At 65.2% G+C, this 15685-nt stretch carries 13 protein-coding genes; 10 read left to right on the forward strand and 3 right to left on the reverse strand.

Annotation, left to right across the window (positions count from 1 at the left end; genetic code table 11):
- Window positions 1-57: 57 nt before the first annotated feature.
- Window positions 58-1830: a DUF222 domain-containing protein gene (locus H4V95_RS06485; protein ID WP_395939819.1), complete on the reverse strand. Its 1773-nt coding sequence runs from the start codon at window positions 1828-1830 to the stop codon at window positions 58-60.
- 153 nt (window positions 1831-1983) lie between these two features.
- Window positions 1984-2679, reverse strand: a complete 696-nt coding sequence (gene nucS / locus H4V95_RS06490) for an endonuclease NucS (protein ID WP_196865780.1) — start codon at window positions 2677-2679, stop codon at window positions 1984-1986.
- A gap of 299 nt (window positions 2680-2978) precedes the next feature.
- Between nucS and H4V95_RS06495 the strand changes: the two genes are divergently transcribed.
- Both H4V95_RS06495 and H4V95_RS06500 read left to right on the forward strand, forming a co-directional pair.
- Window positions 2979-3311, forward strand: coding sequence for a hypothetical protein (locus tag H4V95_RS06495; RefSeq protein ID WP_196865781.1), 333 nt, complete (start codon window positions 2979-2981; stop codon window positions 3309-3311).
- Window positions 3312-3377: 66 nt separating this feature from the next.
- Complete coding sequence (locus H4V95_RS06500; protein WP_209729470.1) at window positions 3378-4169, forward strand: alpha/beta hydrolase; 792 nt, start codon at window positions 3378-3380, stop codon at window positions 4167-4169.
- A gap of 24 nt (window positions 4170-4193) precedes the next feature.
- Here H4V95_RS06500 and H4V95_RS06505 read toward each other — a convergent pair whose 3' ends face one another.
- Window positions 4194-5507 carry an AI-2E family transporter gene (locus tag H4V95_RS06505; protein ID WP_395939820.1) on the reverse strand — a complete coding sequence of 438 codons (1314 nt, stop codon included), beginning with the start codon at window positions 5505-5507 and terminating at the stop codon, window positions 4194-4196.
- Between the two features lie 302 nt (window positions 5508-5809).
- On the opposite strand from H4V95_RS06505, the gene H4V95_RS06510 reads away from it, so the two are divergent.
- The 8 genes from H4V95_RS06510 to H4V95_RS06545 all read left to right on the forward strand — a co-directional run bounded on the left by H4V95_RS06510 (window position 5810) and on the right by H4V95_RS06545 (window position 15673).
- The gene (locus H4V95_RS06510) at window positions 5810-7561 is read left to right on the forward strand and encodes a hypothetical protein (protein ID WP_209729474.1); all 1752 of its coding nucleotides are present in this window, start codon (window positions 5810-5812) and stop codon (window positions 7559-7561) included.
- A gap of 65 nt (window positions 7562-7626) precedes the next feature.
- Complete coding sequence (locus tag H4V95_RS06515; RefSeq protein ID WP_209729475.1) at window positions 7627-8637, forward strand: tetratricopeptide repeat protein; 1011 nt, start codon at window positions 7627-7629, stop codon at window positions 8635-8637.
- Window positions 8638-8748: 111 nt separating this feature from the next.
- Entirely contained in the window at window positions 8749-9561 is an 813-nt protein-coding gene (locus H4V95_RS06520) for an ABC transporter ATP-binding protein (RefSeq protein WP_209729477.1), read from the forward strand.
- Window positions 9543-11114 (forward strand): transporter, encoded by a 1572-nt coding sequence (locus H4V95_RS06525; RefSeq protein ID WP_196865787.1) that lies wholly within the window; start codon window positions 9543-9545, stop codon window positions 11112-11114. The genes H4V95_RS06520 and H4V95_RS06525 overlap by 19 nt, the downstream gene beginning before the upstream one ends.
- A gap of 40 nt (window positions 11115-11154) precedes the next feature.
- On the forward strand, window positions 11155-11937 hold the full coding sequence (gene nagB / locus H4V95_RS06530) for a glucosamine-6-phosphate deaminase (RefSeq protein ID WP_196865788.1): 783 nt from the start codon (window positions 11155-11157) through the stop codon (window positions 11935-11937).
- A 50-nt stretch (window positions 11938-11987) separates the two neighbouring features.
- Window positions 11988-12302 (forward strand): DUF3039 domain-containing protein, encoded by a 315-nt coding sequence (locus H4V95_RS06535; RefSeq protein ID WP_171584226.1) that lies wholly within the window; start codon window positions 11988-11990, stop codon window positions 12300-12302.
- Between the two features lie 104 nt (window positions 12303-12406).
- A complete protein-coding gene (locus H4V95_RS06540) occupies window positions 12407-13855 on the forward strand; it encodes an MFS transporter (RefSeq protein WP_196865789.1) in 1449 nt (482 codons plus the stop codon).
- Between the two features lie 36 nt (window positions 13856-13891).
- Complete coding sequence (locus H4V95_RS06545) at window positions 13892-15673, forward strand: DEAD/DEAH box helicase (protein ID WP_196865921.1); 1782 nt, start codon at window positions 13892-13894, stop codon at window positions 15671-15673.
- The last annotated feature ends 12 nt before the right edge of the window (window positions 15674-15685 follow it).

Below are 15685 nucleotides of genomic sequence, written 5' to 3' on the forward strand. Positions count from 1 at the left end.
GGTCGCGTGGATGACCTTGTGCTGTGGCTTTCCGAGCGCAAGGTCCTTTCTCGGTGCTTAGGGTCGCGACCTGTCCTGCTTCACAGTCCTGACCTGTTCCATAGTCTTGAAAATTTCCATAGTCCTGAAGATTCCCGCAGCCCTGACCTGTTGACGTTCGATTATCGCGTTGCCGGGTAGGGGTGGTGCGGTGGAGTGGTAGGTGTGGCCGGTGGGGGTGGTGGTTTTGAGCTGATGTCTCGGTCCGGGTGCGGGGGCTACAGTCCAGCCGGGGTGTTCTTTGGTGTGGTTGCATGCTTCGCAGAGTCCTGCCCCGTTCGTGATCGATGTCGGCCCGCCCCGATGCCACGGGATGATGTGGTCGATGTGGCGGATCGGGGCGTCGCAGTACGGGGTCCGGCAGGTGTCATCCCGGGCAGTAATAAACCGGCGTTGCGCTTTGGTGAAGAGCCGGGCCGTGGAATCCATCGCCACCAAATCCCCGGTCGATGGGGCGGTGTAGAGGCGACGTAACCAGACGTCGAAAGCACGGTGTGCGGCGGAGTCGCTTGGATCCTTCCGGCCAGTGCCAGTGCCAGTGCCGCCAGCTGGCCCTGCCCCGGCCGAATCTGCCCGACCGATTGCTGGGCTGGTTGGACCGCCCTGGCTGATTGCTGGCTCAGCACCCGGTTCGGTTGTGGTGGGACGCTGGCCTGTTGGTGTGCCTGAGCCTTCTAGAATGCCCGGGCCTGTTGGTGTCCGTGGGCTGGTCGGTGTCTCTGCCTGAAGGAGGTTGCGTGCCCAGCTGGAGGGGACGCTGCCGTAGCCGGGGATCCTGGCTGGTTCGCTGTCGCCTTGGAAGAGGGCACGGTCGGTCATGATGAGCTGCAACTCGACCCGGCTGATACCCCCGGGGACCCCGGTGACGCGTTCGACGAGGGTATCGGCCATCACCTGACCCCGGGACCTGGGGTCACCGGCACCCCGGACCGTGTCAGCGTGACGAGTCAACACGGCGTAGGTGGCGACGGCTTCCTTCACCGGAAGCAACGCGGTCAGATAGGCCATGGTGTCCGGTGCCGGCCGGATACTCACACACCGCTCCGTCACAGCGTGGGCGGCCCGGTTCACCACCGACCGGGGATCCCGCCGGTACGCGGCTGCCTTCGCAGCGGCGACGACCGCCTTATCCCCGTATCCGGTGAACCTACCCGTATCAGCTGATAGCTCTTCATCCACGGCAGCCCGGTCAGCACTACTGAGGCACGCGGTCTCTTTCACCAACAGGGTCGCCCGCCACTCATTGAGCTGACCCGTGTGAAGGGCCGCCAGTGTGTGGGGCATCTCCGTGACCAGCGCCCGCGCCAAGCCGAGGAGCCGGCTGCCGCGGGACGGGGATTCACGCCTGGCTAATGCGACCTGCGCCCCCACCCCTTTGCCCTGTTCGGCGGCGGGTACCCCGGCGAGGGTTTGGGTGTCGCGTTCAGCGACGTCGATCGCAACCGTGATCCGGGCCTGCACCCCAGCAATCGCCGACTTCAGATCCTCCAACTCCCGCAACTGATCAATCAACCCTGCCGCATCCACCGCCGGTTTCAGGGAGTTCAGCGCTTCGGCCAGGGCTAGGGTGGAACGCTCACGGCCAACCCCGGCAAGGGTGCTCACAGGAGTGTTGCTCGTCGGAGCAGCACCGGCAGACGTAGCAGAAGAAGAATCGACAGGAATGCCGTCCGCAGCACCAGAGAGTCGGCCGCGCTCAGGTTCACGACAAGCACCCGAGGCTCCCCGCGCAGCCGTCACCCGGGAGGGGATTCCCCTCCGTTTCGGTGATGGAGCTGCGCTGCCTTCCATACCTCTATTGTCCCAAACACCACCGACATTCCTGCGGAACTAAGGGCTATGTGGACAAACCTCTCGAACAAAGTTTCGAACGAAAGGTTGGCACCCGATATCCGGTTATCTACACCCGATCATCGGCATCTGATAGCCGCCTCAAGGGTCAGGCTAGAAGAGGCGTGACTCGACGTCGTCTACCCCACGCATCATGTCGTAATCCAACGTCAGGCAGTCGATACCCCGATCCAGGGCCAGCACGCGTGCCTGTGGTTTGATCTGCTGTGCCGCAAAGATTCCCCTGACCGGAGACATCAGGGGATCCCGATTAAGGAGTTCGAGGTACCTGGTCAGCTGTTCAACACCATCGATGTCGCCCCGGCGCTTGAGCTCAATGGCCACAGTGGCTCCTGAGGCATCACGGGCAAGGATATCCACGGGCCCGATGGCGGTCATGTACTCACGGCGAATCAGCGTAAAACCGGCGCCAGCGAGATGGATCTGCTCAGCCAGAAGGCGCTGCAGATCTGCCTCAACGCCGTCCTTGACCAGGCCGGGATCCACTCCCAGATCATGCGAAGTCTCGTGAATGAGCTCATGAATATTGATTACCAGGCGGTCGTCGGTCTTGGCATGCTGCACGTTCCACACTTCGGTGACACCCAGCTCGGTGTCCGCCTCGTCGGGAGTGACAATGCGCAGGGTGGCTGGCGGGCTCATCCAGTTGAGGGGCTTGTAAGAGCCGCCGTCGGAGTGGACCAATACTGACCCGTCGGCCTTGACCATCAGCAGTCGGGTGGCCAAGGGCAGGTGGGCCCGGAGGCGGCCGATGTAATCGACTGAGCACTGGGCTACAACTAAACGCACGTATTGCCATCCAATTCGCTGAGTGGTTTGGGGGTACCTAAATCGTCCCACAATGCGCAGAGAACCCCTGCCCCCGAAACTAAGGCAGGGAGTGCCGGAAGGTGGCTGGTGCTCGGCGGCTACTGCGGCCTGTCGGGCCGCGAGCACTATTCAGACGATGTAGGCAAGCAGCCCCAGACCCAGCGGCTCGTCGTGATGTCGGCAGTTTCGGAAGGTTCGGAGACCGTCGCGGGCGCGTCGCTGAGGTGGGTCAGAATATCTCGTCTTATTCGATCCGATTCATCGGGCAGACTAGGTCTATGCCGCGTTCCAACCGTCCCCGTCGTCCCGGGAAGCCAACAGCTCAGCCCGGGCGCAAGACCGGCCCGGTGCCCGAGATCGATCTTGAGCGGGCGCGGGCTGGCATTCCGACCCACGAAAGCGCGCCCGACGGCGAGTGGTCGGTGCGCCGGATCACCGAGCGCAACGCTGCCAAGGACTATGTATGTCCGGGCTGCCACCGGGTGATTCCATCCGGCCTCGCACACCTGGTGGTCTGGCAGGAAGACTCACTGTTCGGCGCTGCCGCGGGGCTGGCTGGCCGGCGCCACTGGCACGTGAACTGTTGGCGGACCCGAAGCTACAAGTACTGAGCCGACGACGGCGCAGGGCCGCTCCGGATACCGCGGGGCTATCCCGTGTTCCCCTAGACTGAAACGATGACTTCGACGCCTTCCAGCTATGACTTCACCGATTCTGACTCTCCGATGGACATCAGGGCATCCACGGTGCTCCCCGCAACCCGCACGGACATTGAATTGCGGACTTCCGACGGGTTGACGCTGGTGGGCGAGTTCGCCGAACCGGTGGACCGGCCGCCGCTGGCCACACTGGTGACCATGCATCCGCTGCCCACCGCTGGCGGATTCATGGACTCGCACGTGTTCCGGAAGGCATCTTTCAGGCTTCCGGCGCTGGCGGACATCGCAGTACTTCGCTTCAATACCCGCGGCACCAGTTCGCCGCGTGGCCGCAGCGAAGGCGAGTTCGATGGCGGCGCAGCGGAACAAGCAGACATTGAGGCGGCTGTCGCCTGGGCCGCCGAACGCCACCCGGAAAACATCTGGCTGGTCGGCTGGTCCTTCGGCACCGAACTGTGCCTGAAGTACGGTGCCTCCGAGCCGATAGCGTCCGCCATTCAGGGTGCAATCCTGTTGTCCCCGCCGCTCCACCGAGCTGGGGATGAGGATCTCGATGCGTGGGCCGCCTCCGGTCTGACCCTGAAGGTCCTGGTACCCGAACACGACGATTATCTTCAGCCAGCAGCGGCCACCACCCGGTTCTCCCGGGTACCCCAGGCCGAGGTCATTGGGGTGGATGGGGCCAAGCACCTCTGGGTGGGTGAGAAGTATGCGGCGCGTGTCCTCGATGAAATCGCCGACACCGTCCTGCCCGGCAGCTCCGATTCGCTGCCGACCACCTGGACCGGAGAAGCCGCCACCGCGTCCTAAAGCGGTGGCATCCAGCACACCGGGCTACTGCCCGTCCTGACGGGCGATGAACACTTCCTTGAGCAGCAACATCACGGCGGCGGCGGTCGGAATGGCGATGAGCGCCCCCAGCACGCCCAGCAGACTGCCGCCAGCAATCACGGCGATCACTGCCACCGAGCCGGGAACCGCGACCGCCCGCTGCATGATGCGGGGTGAGATGAAGTACGCCTCAACCTGCAGGTAGGCGAGGTAGAGCACGGCGAAGAGCAGTGTGGTCTGCCACCCGGCGGTCAACGCAACTAAGGTGACGATGACCGCGGCGATCAGCGCCCCCACCAGTGGAATGAAGGCCAGCAGTACCACGACGAAGGCCAGCAGAACCGAGAACGGGACCTGGGCGATGGTCATGAAGATGAAGGCAAAGATCGCGTTCAGCAGGGCGACACACGCCTGGCCGATCACGTAGTTGCCGACGCTGCTGGTGATCTCCTCGGCCAGCGACTTGACCCGTGGTCGGCGTGAGCGTGGTGCCAGGCGGTAGGCCCATTCCTTCATCGCGGGCAGCGACGCCAGGAAGTACAGGGTCAGCACCAGCACGATCAGGGTGCCGAACAGGCTGTTGAGGATGACCGTTCCCACTCCCAGAACGCCACCGAAGATCCCGCCTACCGCCTCCGAGTTGTCGAAGAAGTTATTGACCTCATCGGTTACCCGCTCCCTCACCTGGAACTGCTGGTCGACCGTACGGAAGAAGTCCGAGTTCAGAAAGTCATCAACAAACCCGGGCGCCCGGTCCACGAACTGGCTCGTCTGGTTCGCGATGGTGGGGATCAGGGTGGCGAAGAAGCCTGCAATGAGGCTCGCAAGCAACAACAGCGCGACGGCGATACCGGCCGGGCGTGGTACCCCCTTTTTCTCCAGCCAGCGGACTATGGGATCCAGCCCGAGCGCAATGAACATGGCAGCGCCGATCCACAGCAGCAACTGGCCCACGTTGGTGATCATGAAATAGGCCAGCAGGGCCAGGCCGACACCCACGGTACCCATGAATCCGAAGTGGATGGGGTGGTGGCGCATGGACCGGGGCTGCGGGTTGCCGAACTTCAGGCGCTCGTCGGCGAGGGTCACCTCCTCGTCGAAGGGCACCTGATCAGGAGCGCGCTCGGGGGGGAACTCAAACCGCAGCCGGGGCTGCGCCCCGGGGATGGGCTTGCGCAACCGGTGCAGGATCGCGGCCAGCAGGCCCGGCTGGGAGGCTTCATCGGGGGAGCCCGCCGTGTGCCCGTTCGCCACGCGGGGTGGGGCAGTGGGCCGGGGGAGCGGCTCGCCGACCGGAACTTCCTGATTATCGCTCACGCTTGTTTTCTGCTTTCCCAGTGGTGCCTGCGAGGGGTGGCCGTCATCCAGAGCCATTGCACGTTAGCGAAACACTAACAGGCAAGCTGGACGGCGCCCTGCACCCTGACCGGTCCGCCGTCGTGCCCGGGACCAGCGTGGTTCCAGCCGATAGTGACGCCCTCCACAAAATCCTGCCGTGTAGGTGAAGTTAGTTACGATGGGAGGTGAGATCAAGCTTTTGCACAGACAATCGCGCCGCCGGGGACCTGTCGGCGCATGATGCGCGGCCGTGCTGCGCGCGAGCAACGATAGGTATCTGAGTGCGTTTCAAGATTGCAGTTCCCGCCCTGGTGATCGGAGTGCTGTTGATGCTCGTGGGCATCGCACAGCTCACCTTTTTGTCCCCTTCCGAGACAGTGACCGCTTCGGTGCCAGCCGGAACCGAGAGCGGTCCGGTGACTGTGATCGACGCTGGTGCCAAGGAGCCCGGAGCCGACGACGTCGACATCACGGTCCGCTCTGAGGGGACCTTCACTCTCGCTGTCGGCCGGGCCAGCGACGTCGACGCCTGGGTGGGCGACGCGGCCCACCTCCGGGTGACCGGAATTGAAGAGGACGGCCTCCAGACCACGTTCACTGACGGCGAGCAGACAGTTCCGGATCCCAGCGGATCCGATCTTTGGACCAGCGAGGAAACCGCCGAAGGTAGCGTCACCCACCGCTGGCTGGACCCGGCCGACGGCGACTGGTCCATTTTGCTTGCGTCCGACGGCGAAAACCCCGCCCCTACCAATGTCTCGATCACATGGCCCAACGACGAGACCACGGTCTGGGCTGTTCCCCTCATCGTGATCGGAGCCCTCATCGTTCTGATCGGGATCGCACTGTTCTTCCGCAAGCCCAAGCGCGAACGACCTCCGACCGTTGAGGGGTCGCGAGCCCATCAGCGCGCCCTTGAAGCCCGCAACAAGCAGGGCAGGAAGGGCGGAGCACAGTTCAGCGTGGCAGTCGTTGTCATGGGACTCACCGCTTCCGGACTCAGTGCGGCGCACGCCACGACGTCGGAGCCATCCCCCTCGCCTGCGACGTCGGAGCCATCCCCCTCGCCTGCGACGTCGGAGCCATCCCCCTCGCCTGCGACGTCGGAGCCATCCCCCTCGCCCGCGGCGGAGGAGACCGGGGACCAGCCGCCGGTGGTGCTCGAAAGCCAGTTGGAGCGAATTCTCGCTTCGGTTGCCACCGTCGTCGCGGAGGGTGACGCGGCCGCCGACGCCGATCTGCTTGCGCCTCGGACCGCAGAGGCCGCACTGGCGCTGCGGACCGCCAATTACGCTGTGCGTGCCGACGCCTCGGAGATCCCGGAGCCCACGCCGGTGGCCGCGGAACCGATCCTGACCACCATGATCTCCTCCGATCCCAGCTGGCCCCGCACGGTGGTGGCCCTCACCCAGTCCGAGGACAACCCAGTGCCGCAGGCGCTGGTGCTGGTACAGGCAGACCCCCGGTCCAATTACCAGCTCAGCGCGGCTATCCAGATGCTGCCCGGCACGACCTTTCCCAGCTCCGAGGGCTCAGCCGGGGTGGCACAGGTCCCGCTCGACAACGCACCAGGACTCGCCTACGCGCCGCAGACGGCGATGAACGCCATTGCGGATTTCCTCTCCGAACCCGACGGCGACAACGCCGACACTTTCGAGGAGAACTCCTTCGCGGAGGCCATCACGTCCTTCCAGTCGGATGTCGTGGCGGATCCGGACAATGACTCGGCGGACATCACCTTTGTCCACGCTTCGGAGCCCGACTACACGCATGCCCTCGCCACCAGCGACGGCGGCGCGATGGTCTTCGGGTACCTGAACCACACCTACTCCAGCGTGCCCCGGGGCTCCCGTGACTCCATCGATCTCGACGGCACCGTCTACGAGTCGCTCACGGGCGAGACGTCGACCGACGAGGGCATTGACGTGCGCTACGGCGAAGCGGTCATGATGTACATACCCACCGAGGAAAGCGGCGAACGCGTCCGGGTCGTCGGCGCCGCCCAGCAATTTTTGTCCGCCGAGCTGAGATAGTTCCGGCGAGCATCACCACTTGTCTACCCACGATCAAATGACTTCCAACGAATAAAGGCGGAACCATGAGCATTCCGAACAACCGCGGGCCCCTCCCGCCGTCGTCAATGAACCTGCACGGAGCCGTTGACCTTTCGGCGCTGAAGGCGCGTGCCGAAGCAGCACGCACAGCGCCCCAGGGCGGCGCGCCGGCGGCTGGCAACGGCCAGCAGGCGGAAGCCCAACCCGCCAGCGGAGCCGGCGCCGCCGGGAGCCCCTACGTGGTCGAGGTCACCGAGCAGAGCTTCCCCCAGCTGGTACAGCTCTCCTCCCAGGTCCCCGTGGTCGTTGACCTGCGGGCCGGATGGAGCGAGGAATCCTCCCGCGTCACTGCCGTGCTGGAAGCCATCGCCGTCGAACACGATGGCAAGGTCCTGCTGGCGAAGGTCGATGTCGAAACGCAGCCGCAGATTGCCCAGGCATTTCAGGCCCAGACCGTACCGACCGTCGTCGCCGTTCTCAAGGGGCAGCCCGTGCCTCTGTTCGAGGGTGCCGTCCCCGAACAGCAGATCCGTTCCTTCATCGATGAACTGCTGAAGGTGGCAGGCGCCAACGGGGTCGCCGGATCGCTGCGGGAGGGCGCTGACGCCGAGGGTGCCGAGGCCGCGGCCGAGGAGCCACCCCTGCCCCCGCACCACCAGGCCGCCTTTGACGCGATCGAGGCGGGGGACTATCTGGCCGCCGCGGCATCCTACCGCCAGGCCCTGGCCGAACAGCCCGCGGACGCCGAGGCCAAGGCTGGACTCGCCCAGGTGGAACTGATGCAGCGGCTGAAGGACGTTGATGCGGCAACCATCCGCCAGCGCGCAGCCGACGAGCCAGACATTCTTGAAAGCCAGCTGGCCGTGGCGGACCTGGATGTGTCAGGAGGACACGTCGAGGACGGGTTCGCCCGGATCGTGGCCTTCATTTCCCGCACCGCCGGTGAACCGCGTGAAGCGGCACGGGTGCGGCTGCTGGAACTGTTCGACGTCGTCGGTGTCGCCGATCCACGGGTCACCAAGGCCCGTGGAGCACTCGCCCGAGCCCTGTTCTAGAGCAGGACCCCGGTTCGGGGACACAGGTCATCCGGGTGGCGGAAGATCCCGGGCGGTAATTCGTCCCTTTGGATGACGAGGAGCAGCCTCCCACGTTGTTAGCGTTGGGGGATGAGTTCACCCACCCTTCCCCTGTCTCCCGATACTGCCGGCGAACCTACCCTTCCGGGGAGCCCTGCACTCGTCATCCGCGGGCTCGCCAAGCGGTTCGGCGAGAAGATCGCCGTCAACGGTGTCGACCTGGATGTCCCGGCCGGATCCTTCTACGGACTGGTGGGACCCAACGGGGCGGGCAAGACCACCACGCTATCGATGGCGACCGGACTCCTCCGGCCCGATCATGGGCATGCCTGGGTGCATGGCGTCGACGTCTGGGACCATCCCCTCGAAGCGAAGAAGCTGATGGGAATCCTTCCGGACGGGGTAAGGCTGTTCGACCGGTTGACCGGCGAGCAGCTGGTGACCTACGCCGGGCTGCTGCGTGGCATGGACCGGGACACCGTTGCCGAACGGGTTGCGGACCTGCTCCGGGCCCTGGACCTCGCCAACGACGCGGGCACCCTGGTGGTCGACTATTCGGCCGGTATGACCAAGAAGATCGCGCTGGCGTCCGCGCTGATCCATGCGCCGTCGCTGCTGGTGCTCGACGAGCCCTTCGAATCGGTGGATCCGGTGTCAGCGGCGAACATCCGTGACATCCTCGCCAGCTATGTCGGCTCCGGTGGAACCGTCATCGTTTCCAGCCACGTGATGGACCTGGTGCAGCGGATGTGCGACCACGTGGCAGTGATCGCCGCCGGTACCGTGCTCGCTGCCGGCACCGTGGACGAGGTGCGCGGGGAATCCAGCCTGGAGGACCGGTTCGTGGAACTCGTGGGTGGCCGGAACACTGCGGAGGGCCTCACATGGTTGCGCACCTCCTAAGACTCAAACTCACCCTCCTCCGGAACTCCCTGAAGCGCAGCACTTGGGCGCTGGTTGGGGTCATCCTGGGTGGCCTGTACGGGCTCGGGATGCTGGGCCTGTTGATCGTTGGTCTGGTCTTCCTGGGGAACGCAGACCCTACAGTGATCCGCAATGTGTTGGTCATTGGCGGGTCGGTGGTGGTCCTCGGCTGGATCGTGGTGCCAATGGTTTCTTCCGGTATCGATATGACCCTCGACCCGGCCCGGTTTGTCACCTTCGCGGTACCAATGCGGCAGATGATCGCCGGGTTGGCGCTTGGAGCGGTGATCGGGATTCCCGGGATCATCACCCTGCTGGCCTCCCTGGCCCAGGTGGGCACCTGGATCCGGTACCCGGCCGCTGCTGTGGCGGCCCTCATCTGCGCGGTGCTCGCCGTGCTGCTCTGCGTGGTCGCTTCCCGGTTGGCGACCACAGCGGTCATTTCCCTCACCTCCTCCCGCCGGTTCAAGGACGTCAGCTCGATGGTGATCCTGGTGCCGCTGATCCTGGTGGGTCCGATCATCGCCGCTGTCGCGACCGGTTTTGAGCAGTCGCCGGGCTTCGCCAACGAACTCGCGGCTATCCTGGGGTGGACCCCGCTCGGGGTTTTCTGGGCGGTGCCCGCGGACGTGGCCGACGGCGCCTACCTCACCGCTACGCTCCGGTTCGTCCTCGGCGTCGTTGTGCTCGCGGTGCTTGCCTGGCTCTGGCAACTGAACCTGGCGAGGGCGCTGGTCACCCCCGCCTACAACGCGGTCACCCGGAAGGGCGCCGGCAATCTGGGATTTTTCCGCCGCTTCCCGGCCACACCCACCGGCGCGGTGGCAGCCCGGGCACTGACCTACTGGGCCCGGGACCCACGGTATCTGGGGTCGATCGTGATCGTTCCGTTGGTACCGCTGCTGATGCTGTTCTTCGCAGCACAGTCGGGGGACTACACGCTGCTGAATTTCGTGGGACCGATTATCGCTTTCCTGCTCGCGTGGTCCATTTCAGCCGACATCTCCTACGACAACACTGCCTTCTGGTTACACCTGTCCACGGGTGTGAGCGGTCGGTCCGACCGGGCCGGACGCGCCCTGGCCGTCGCGGTAATCTCGGCCCCAGCGGTGCTGGTATTCACCATTGCACCGCTGTGGATTTCCGGCAGCCTCGAGGACCTCCCGATGATGCTCGGACTGTCCATCGGCGTCCTGCTGACCGGCATTGGGTTCTCCAGCGTGGTTTCCGCACGGTATACCTACAACGTGCCGTTGCCGGGGGAGAGCCCGCTGAAGACCCCACCGGGCACCGGGTTCTCGATGTTTGCCGTCCAGATGATTGGCTGGCTGGTCCTGCTGGTGCTGGTCATCCCGGAACTGGGGCTCGCGATTGCCTATCTGGTCACCGGAAACAGTGCCTTCGGTTGGCTCACCCTGCTGGTGGGATGCGTGTTGGGTGCCGTCCTGCTTCTCGTCGGGTTGAAGCTGGGCGGACAATGGTACGACCGTAGGGCGCCGGAACTGCTGCAGGCGGTGTCAGTCAACAAGTAGGCAGGTTCTGAACAGCCTGACCACAACAAAAGGACAGTGGATGGAAGTTGTTATCCTGCCCGATCCGTCAGCCATCGCCACGCTCGCAGCGGATGCGATCGAGGCGCTGGTGCGGCGCAAACCCGACGCTGTGCTGGGTCTGGCGACCGGTTCGTCGCCGCTCGGCGTCTATGACGAACTGGCGACCCGGCACCAGCGGGACGGTCTGAGCTTCGCGGCCGCCCACGGCTTCGCGCTGGATGAGTATGTGGGACTTCCCGCCGGGCACCCCGAGTCCTACCGGGAGGTGATCCGTAGGGAGTTCACCGACCGGATCGATATCCGCCCGGAAAACGTGCACGGTCCCGACGGCGCCGCAACGGATATTCCCGCAGCCTGCGCGGCCTATGAGGAGGCCATCCGGCTGGCGGGCGGCGTTGACCTGCAGCTGTTGGGGGTGGGGACCGACGGCCACATTGGCTTCAATGAACCGGGTAGCTCACTGGTCTCACGCACCCGGATCAAGTCGCTCATCATGCAGACCCGCAAGGACAATGCCAGGTTCTTCGGCAGCGTCGACGAGGTGCCACATCACGTGGTGACCCAGGGCCTCGGGACCATCATGGACGCCCGGCACGTGGTGCTGATCGCAACGGGCGCCCAAAAGGCGCGGGCAGTTCACGATTTCGTCGAGGGCCCGGTGGCGGCGGTGTGCGCGGCATCCATTCTGCAGATGCACCCACACGCCACCATCCTCATCGATGATGCGGCGGCCTCGGGCTTGAAACTGGCAGATTATTATCGCCACACTTACGCCAACAAACCCTCCTGGCAGGGAATCTAGGTTGCTATCCGCCCGGCAGTATGGTCACGAAGCAAGGATAGGATGGACGCATGAGTACGCCTGCAGACCCTTTTGACAATGATCCCGGCAACGACCCACGCACTGATCCCCAGCGCTCAGGCTCCACCGCCACGCTGGAGCGCGAGGAGCTTCGGGAAGAGCTGGAACCAGGGGATCGCGAACGCCTCGCCCACTACGTCCGCAAAGAGAAGATCATGGAGTCCGCCCTGTCAGGCGAGCCAGTGATCGCTTTGTGCGGCAAGGTGTGGACGCCGGGCCGCGACCCGCAGAAGTTCCCGGTATGCCCGGAGTGCAAAGACATCTACAACGGCATGCGCCCTGGCAAGGACGACAAGGACAAATAGCACCACCCCTCAGAGGAAACGTCCCCGGATACGGGTTTGTCCGGGGATAGTGGTGGTCGGTATTCCTGCGTGCCCCTCCGTCGTCGTCGGTTGACTAAGGATTCATGACTGATCACTCCGCCCGGCCCACCACGGGGCCCGAAGTCGTAGGCGAAACGGCGAACCTGCGCCCGCTGACCATCGGGATCATCGCCATCATCACCTGTGCCGCCTTCGAGGCGATGGCGGTGACGACGGCGATGCCTGCGGTGGTCGCTGACCTGGACGGGGTCTCCGGGTACGGTCTGGCCTTTTCGATGTACCTCACGGCGTCGCTGCTGGGCACGGTGATCGCCGGTACCTGGTGTGACCGGGCGGGTGCGCGTCCGGCACTCGCCGTCGGCATGTTCGTCATGATCGCAGGGCTGCTGGTCTCGGGTGCCGCGGGTGAGTTCTGGATGGTCACGGCTGGTCGGGCCGTCTCGGGACTGGGCGGTGGCTTCATGGTGGTAGCCGTTTATGTGATCATCGGGGGAGCATACCCCCAGCACCGCCAACCGGTGATCTTCGGCTGGTTATCCGCGGCCTGGGTGCTGCCCTCGCTGATCGGTCCAGCGGTAGCTGGCTATCTGGCGGGAGAAGTCTCCTGGCGCCTGGTCTTCCTCGGGGTGGCACCGATCGTCCTCGCGGCCTTCGCCCTGGTCTGGCCGAGAACCGCCGCACTGGCGCCACCAGAGCCCGGCGCAGGGAACCGGCACGACGGACGACGGCGTGCCCTCACCGGGCTGGGTCTTGCCGGGGGAGTCCTGGCGGCCCAGATTGCGGTGAACCGGCTCGCAGCCCAGGGCGTGGCCGGTGACGCCGGGTCGGTGCTGCTGGTGACGCTCGCCATCGCCGGCGTGATCGTTGCGGCGGTGACCTTCCCCCGCCTCCTGCCGAAAGGGACAGTACGCCTGGCTCCCGGACTGCCCAGTATTATCGCCACCCGCGGCCTGGTGACAGCCGCGTTCTTCGGCGCGGAGGCCTTCCTGCCGCTGATGCTGGTCACCTCCCGGGGAATGGATGAGGCGACCGCCGGGCTGAGCCTCAGCGCAGGTGCCCTGGGCTGGAGCGCTGGGGCTTTTGTGCAGGCGCGGGTCACGTTCCGCAGGCAATGGTTGTTGGTGATCGGGGCGTCGGTGCTGTCGATGAGCATTGGCCTGCTGGCCCTTGCCTCGGACCCGGTAGTGCCGTTCTGGGTTCTGGTGCTGGTCTGGACGCTGGCTGGCTTTGCCATGGGAATGACCCTGTCCAGCACCTCGGTGCTGGTGCTGAAGCTCTCACCGGCCCAGGAGCGGGGAAAGAACTCGTCGTCGCTACAGCTCAGCGACCAGCTGGGCGGGGTGGTCGGAACCACTATCGCTGGCGGGCTTTTCGCCCTGCTGCGTGACCCGTCCAACCCGGGACAGGTGGGCGTGTTTGTTGCGATTTGGCTGGCTCTGTGCCTCTTCGCGGTTGCCGGTATAGTTGCCGGTTTGAGGGGGGCACTGGGGTCCTCTGATGATCCCAGCGCACTTGCACCCAGGCACCCGTAGGCATGGAAAGGTTTCTTCTTAAGCGTGAGTAATAACATGCTCTTTGGCGTTGCCCCTGCCGCAGGTGCGTCGCTGCCGCCGGCCTACCCGGAACGGGCAGCGTGGGGCACCGCCCCCAAGCTGCGCCAGTGGCAGGAACAGGCGCTCGCCAAGTACTTCAGTACTGGTCCCCAGGACTTTCTCGCCGTTGCTACCCCGGGTGCAGGTAAAACCACCTTCGCACTGCGGGTGGCCACCGAGCTGGTGGAGCGCGGCACCATCAACCGGATCACCATCGTCGCCCCGACCGACCACCTGAAGCGTCAGTGGGCCGACGCTGCCGCGCGGATCGGTCTGGCCATCGACCCCAACTTCCGGAATGCCGACGGACGCCACGGCCAGGGTTTCATCGGTGTGGCTGTGACTTACGCGCAGGTGGCCAGCAAACCGATGCTGCATCGCGCGAAGACCGAGGCCGCACGGACCCTGGTTATTCTGGACGAAATTCACCACGGCGGCGACGCCCTGTCCTGGGGCGACGGTATCCGGGAAGCATTTGAGCCCGCGACCCGGCGGCTGGCGCTGACCGGTACCCCGTTCCGTTCAGACACCGCCGCCATCCCGTTTGTGGAGTACGCAGCGGACGACGACGGCATCCGGCGTTCGAAGTCCGACTACACCTACGGGTATGGAGAAGCGCTCCGGGACCATGTGGTGCGTCCGGTCATCTTCATGGCCTACTCGGGGCAGATGCGCTGGCGCACCAGCGCCGGTGAGGAGATGGCAGCCTCACTCGGTGAGGCAGCCGTCACCAAGGACATCACCGCGCATGCCTGGCGGACCGCGCTGAACCCGACCGGCGAGTGGATCCCGGCGGTCCTCGCCGCTGCCGACAAACGACTTTCCGAGGTGCGGCGCACAGTGGCCGACGCCGGCGGAATGGTCATCGCCACCGATCACGACGACGCCCGCGCCTACGCTGGTCTCCTGAAGCGAATCACCGGTGAGTCCCCGATTGTGATTCTCTCGGATGACGCGAAGGCCTCCGAGAAGATCGAGGAATACTCGGCGGGCGAGCAACGCTGGATGGTGGCCGTCCGCATGGTGTCCGAAGGCGTGGACGTGCCACGGCTCGCCGTCGGCGTCTACGCGACGTCCACGGCGACGCCCCTGTTCTTCGCCCAGGCGGTCGGCCGCTTTGTGCGTGCGCGACGCCGGGGGGAGACCGCATCGGTCTTCCTGCCCTCGGTTCCCAACCTGATGATCCTCGCCAACCAGCTGGAACTGGAGCGGGACCACGCCCTGGACCGGCCAAAGACCGACGAGGACGGGTTTGCCCCCGAGGAAGCGCTGATGGAGGAGGCGAACCGTTCCGAGAAGGCCTCCGACGAGCTGACCAAGCAGAAGTTCGAGGCCCTCGAGTCACAGGCGTCCTTTGACCGGGTGCTTTTCGACGGCGGCGAGTTCGGTACCGGCGGGGAGATGGGGAGTGAGGATGAACAGGACTTCCTGGGCATCCCCGGACTGCTCGACGCCGACCAGGTGGGAGTGCTGCTGCGGCAACGTCAGCAGGAGCAGCAGACCCGGCGAGGACGCAAGGGCGGAGCCGTTGCGCCAGCGCCGGAGCCGCTGGTCGTGGATCACCGGATGCTGACCGAGCTGCGTGGCGAGCTCGCGAAGAACGTTTCGGCGTGGTCGGCGCGCTCCGGCATGCCGCACGGCGTGGTGCACACCGAGTTGCGGAAGGCCTGCGGTGGCCCCGCAGTGGCCCAGGCCAACGAGGATCAGTTGCAGCGTCGGTTGAAGAAGCTGCAGGACTGGTTTATCGGCCGCAAATAGGGGCCGACGTTC

It is taken from the genome of Arthrobacter sp. CAN_C5 (assembly GCF_017875735.1).
Lineage (GTDB): Bacteria > Actinomycetota > Actinomycetes > Actinomycetales > Micrococcaceae > Arthrobacter_D.

Coding starts and splice junctions, on each gene's coding strand:
- H4V95_RS06485 (WP_395939819.1), bottom strand. CDS start 1,830: ATGGAAGGCAGCGCAGCTCCATCACCGAAACGGAGGGGAATCCCCTCC.
- H4V95_RS06525 (WP_196865787.1), top strand. CDS start 9,543: ATGGTTGCGCACCTCCTAAGACTCAAACTCACCCTCCTCCGGAACTCC.
- H4V95_RS06540 (WP_196865789.1), top strand. CDS start 12,407: ATGACTGATCACTCCGCCCGGCCCACCACGGGGCCCGAAGTCGTAGGC.
- nagB (WP_196865788.1), top strand. CDS start 11,155: ATGGAAGTTGTTATCCTGCCCGATCCGTCAGCCATCGCCACGCTCGCA.
- H4V95_RS06535 (WP_171584226.1), top strand. CDS start 11,988: ATGAGTACGCCTGCAGACCCTTTTGACAATGATCCCGGCAACGACCCA.
- H4V95_RS06500 (WP_209729470.1), top strand. CDS start 3,378: ATGACTTCGACGCCTTCCAGCTATGACTTCACCGATTCTGACTCTCCG.
- H4V95_RS06545 (WP_196865921.1), top strand. CDS start 13,892: ATGCTCTTTGGCGTTGCCCCTGCCGCAGGTGCGTCGCTGCCGCCGGCC.
- H4V95_RS06515 (WP_209729475.1), top strand. CDS start 7,627: ATGAGCATTCCGAACAACCGCGGGCCCCTCCCGCCGTCGTCAATGAAC.
- H4V95_RS06520 (WP_209729477.1), top strand. CDS start 8,749: ATGAGTTCACCCACCCTTCCCCTGTCTCCCGATACTGCCGGCGAACCT.
- H4V95_RS06495 (WP_196865781.1), top strand. CDS start 2,979: ATGCCGCGTTCCAACCGTCCCCGTCGTCCCGGGAAGCCAACAGCTCAG.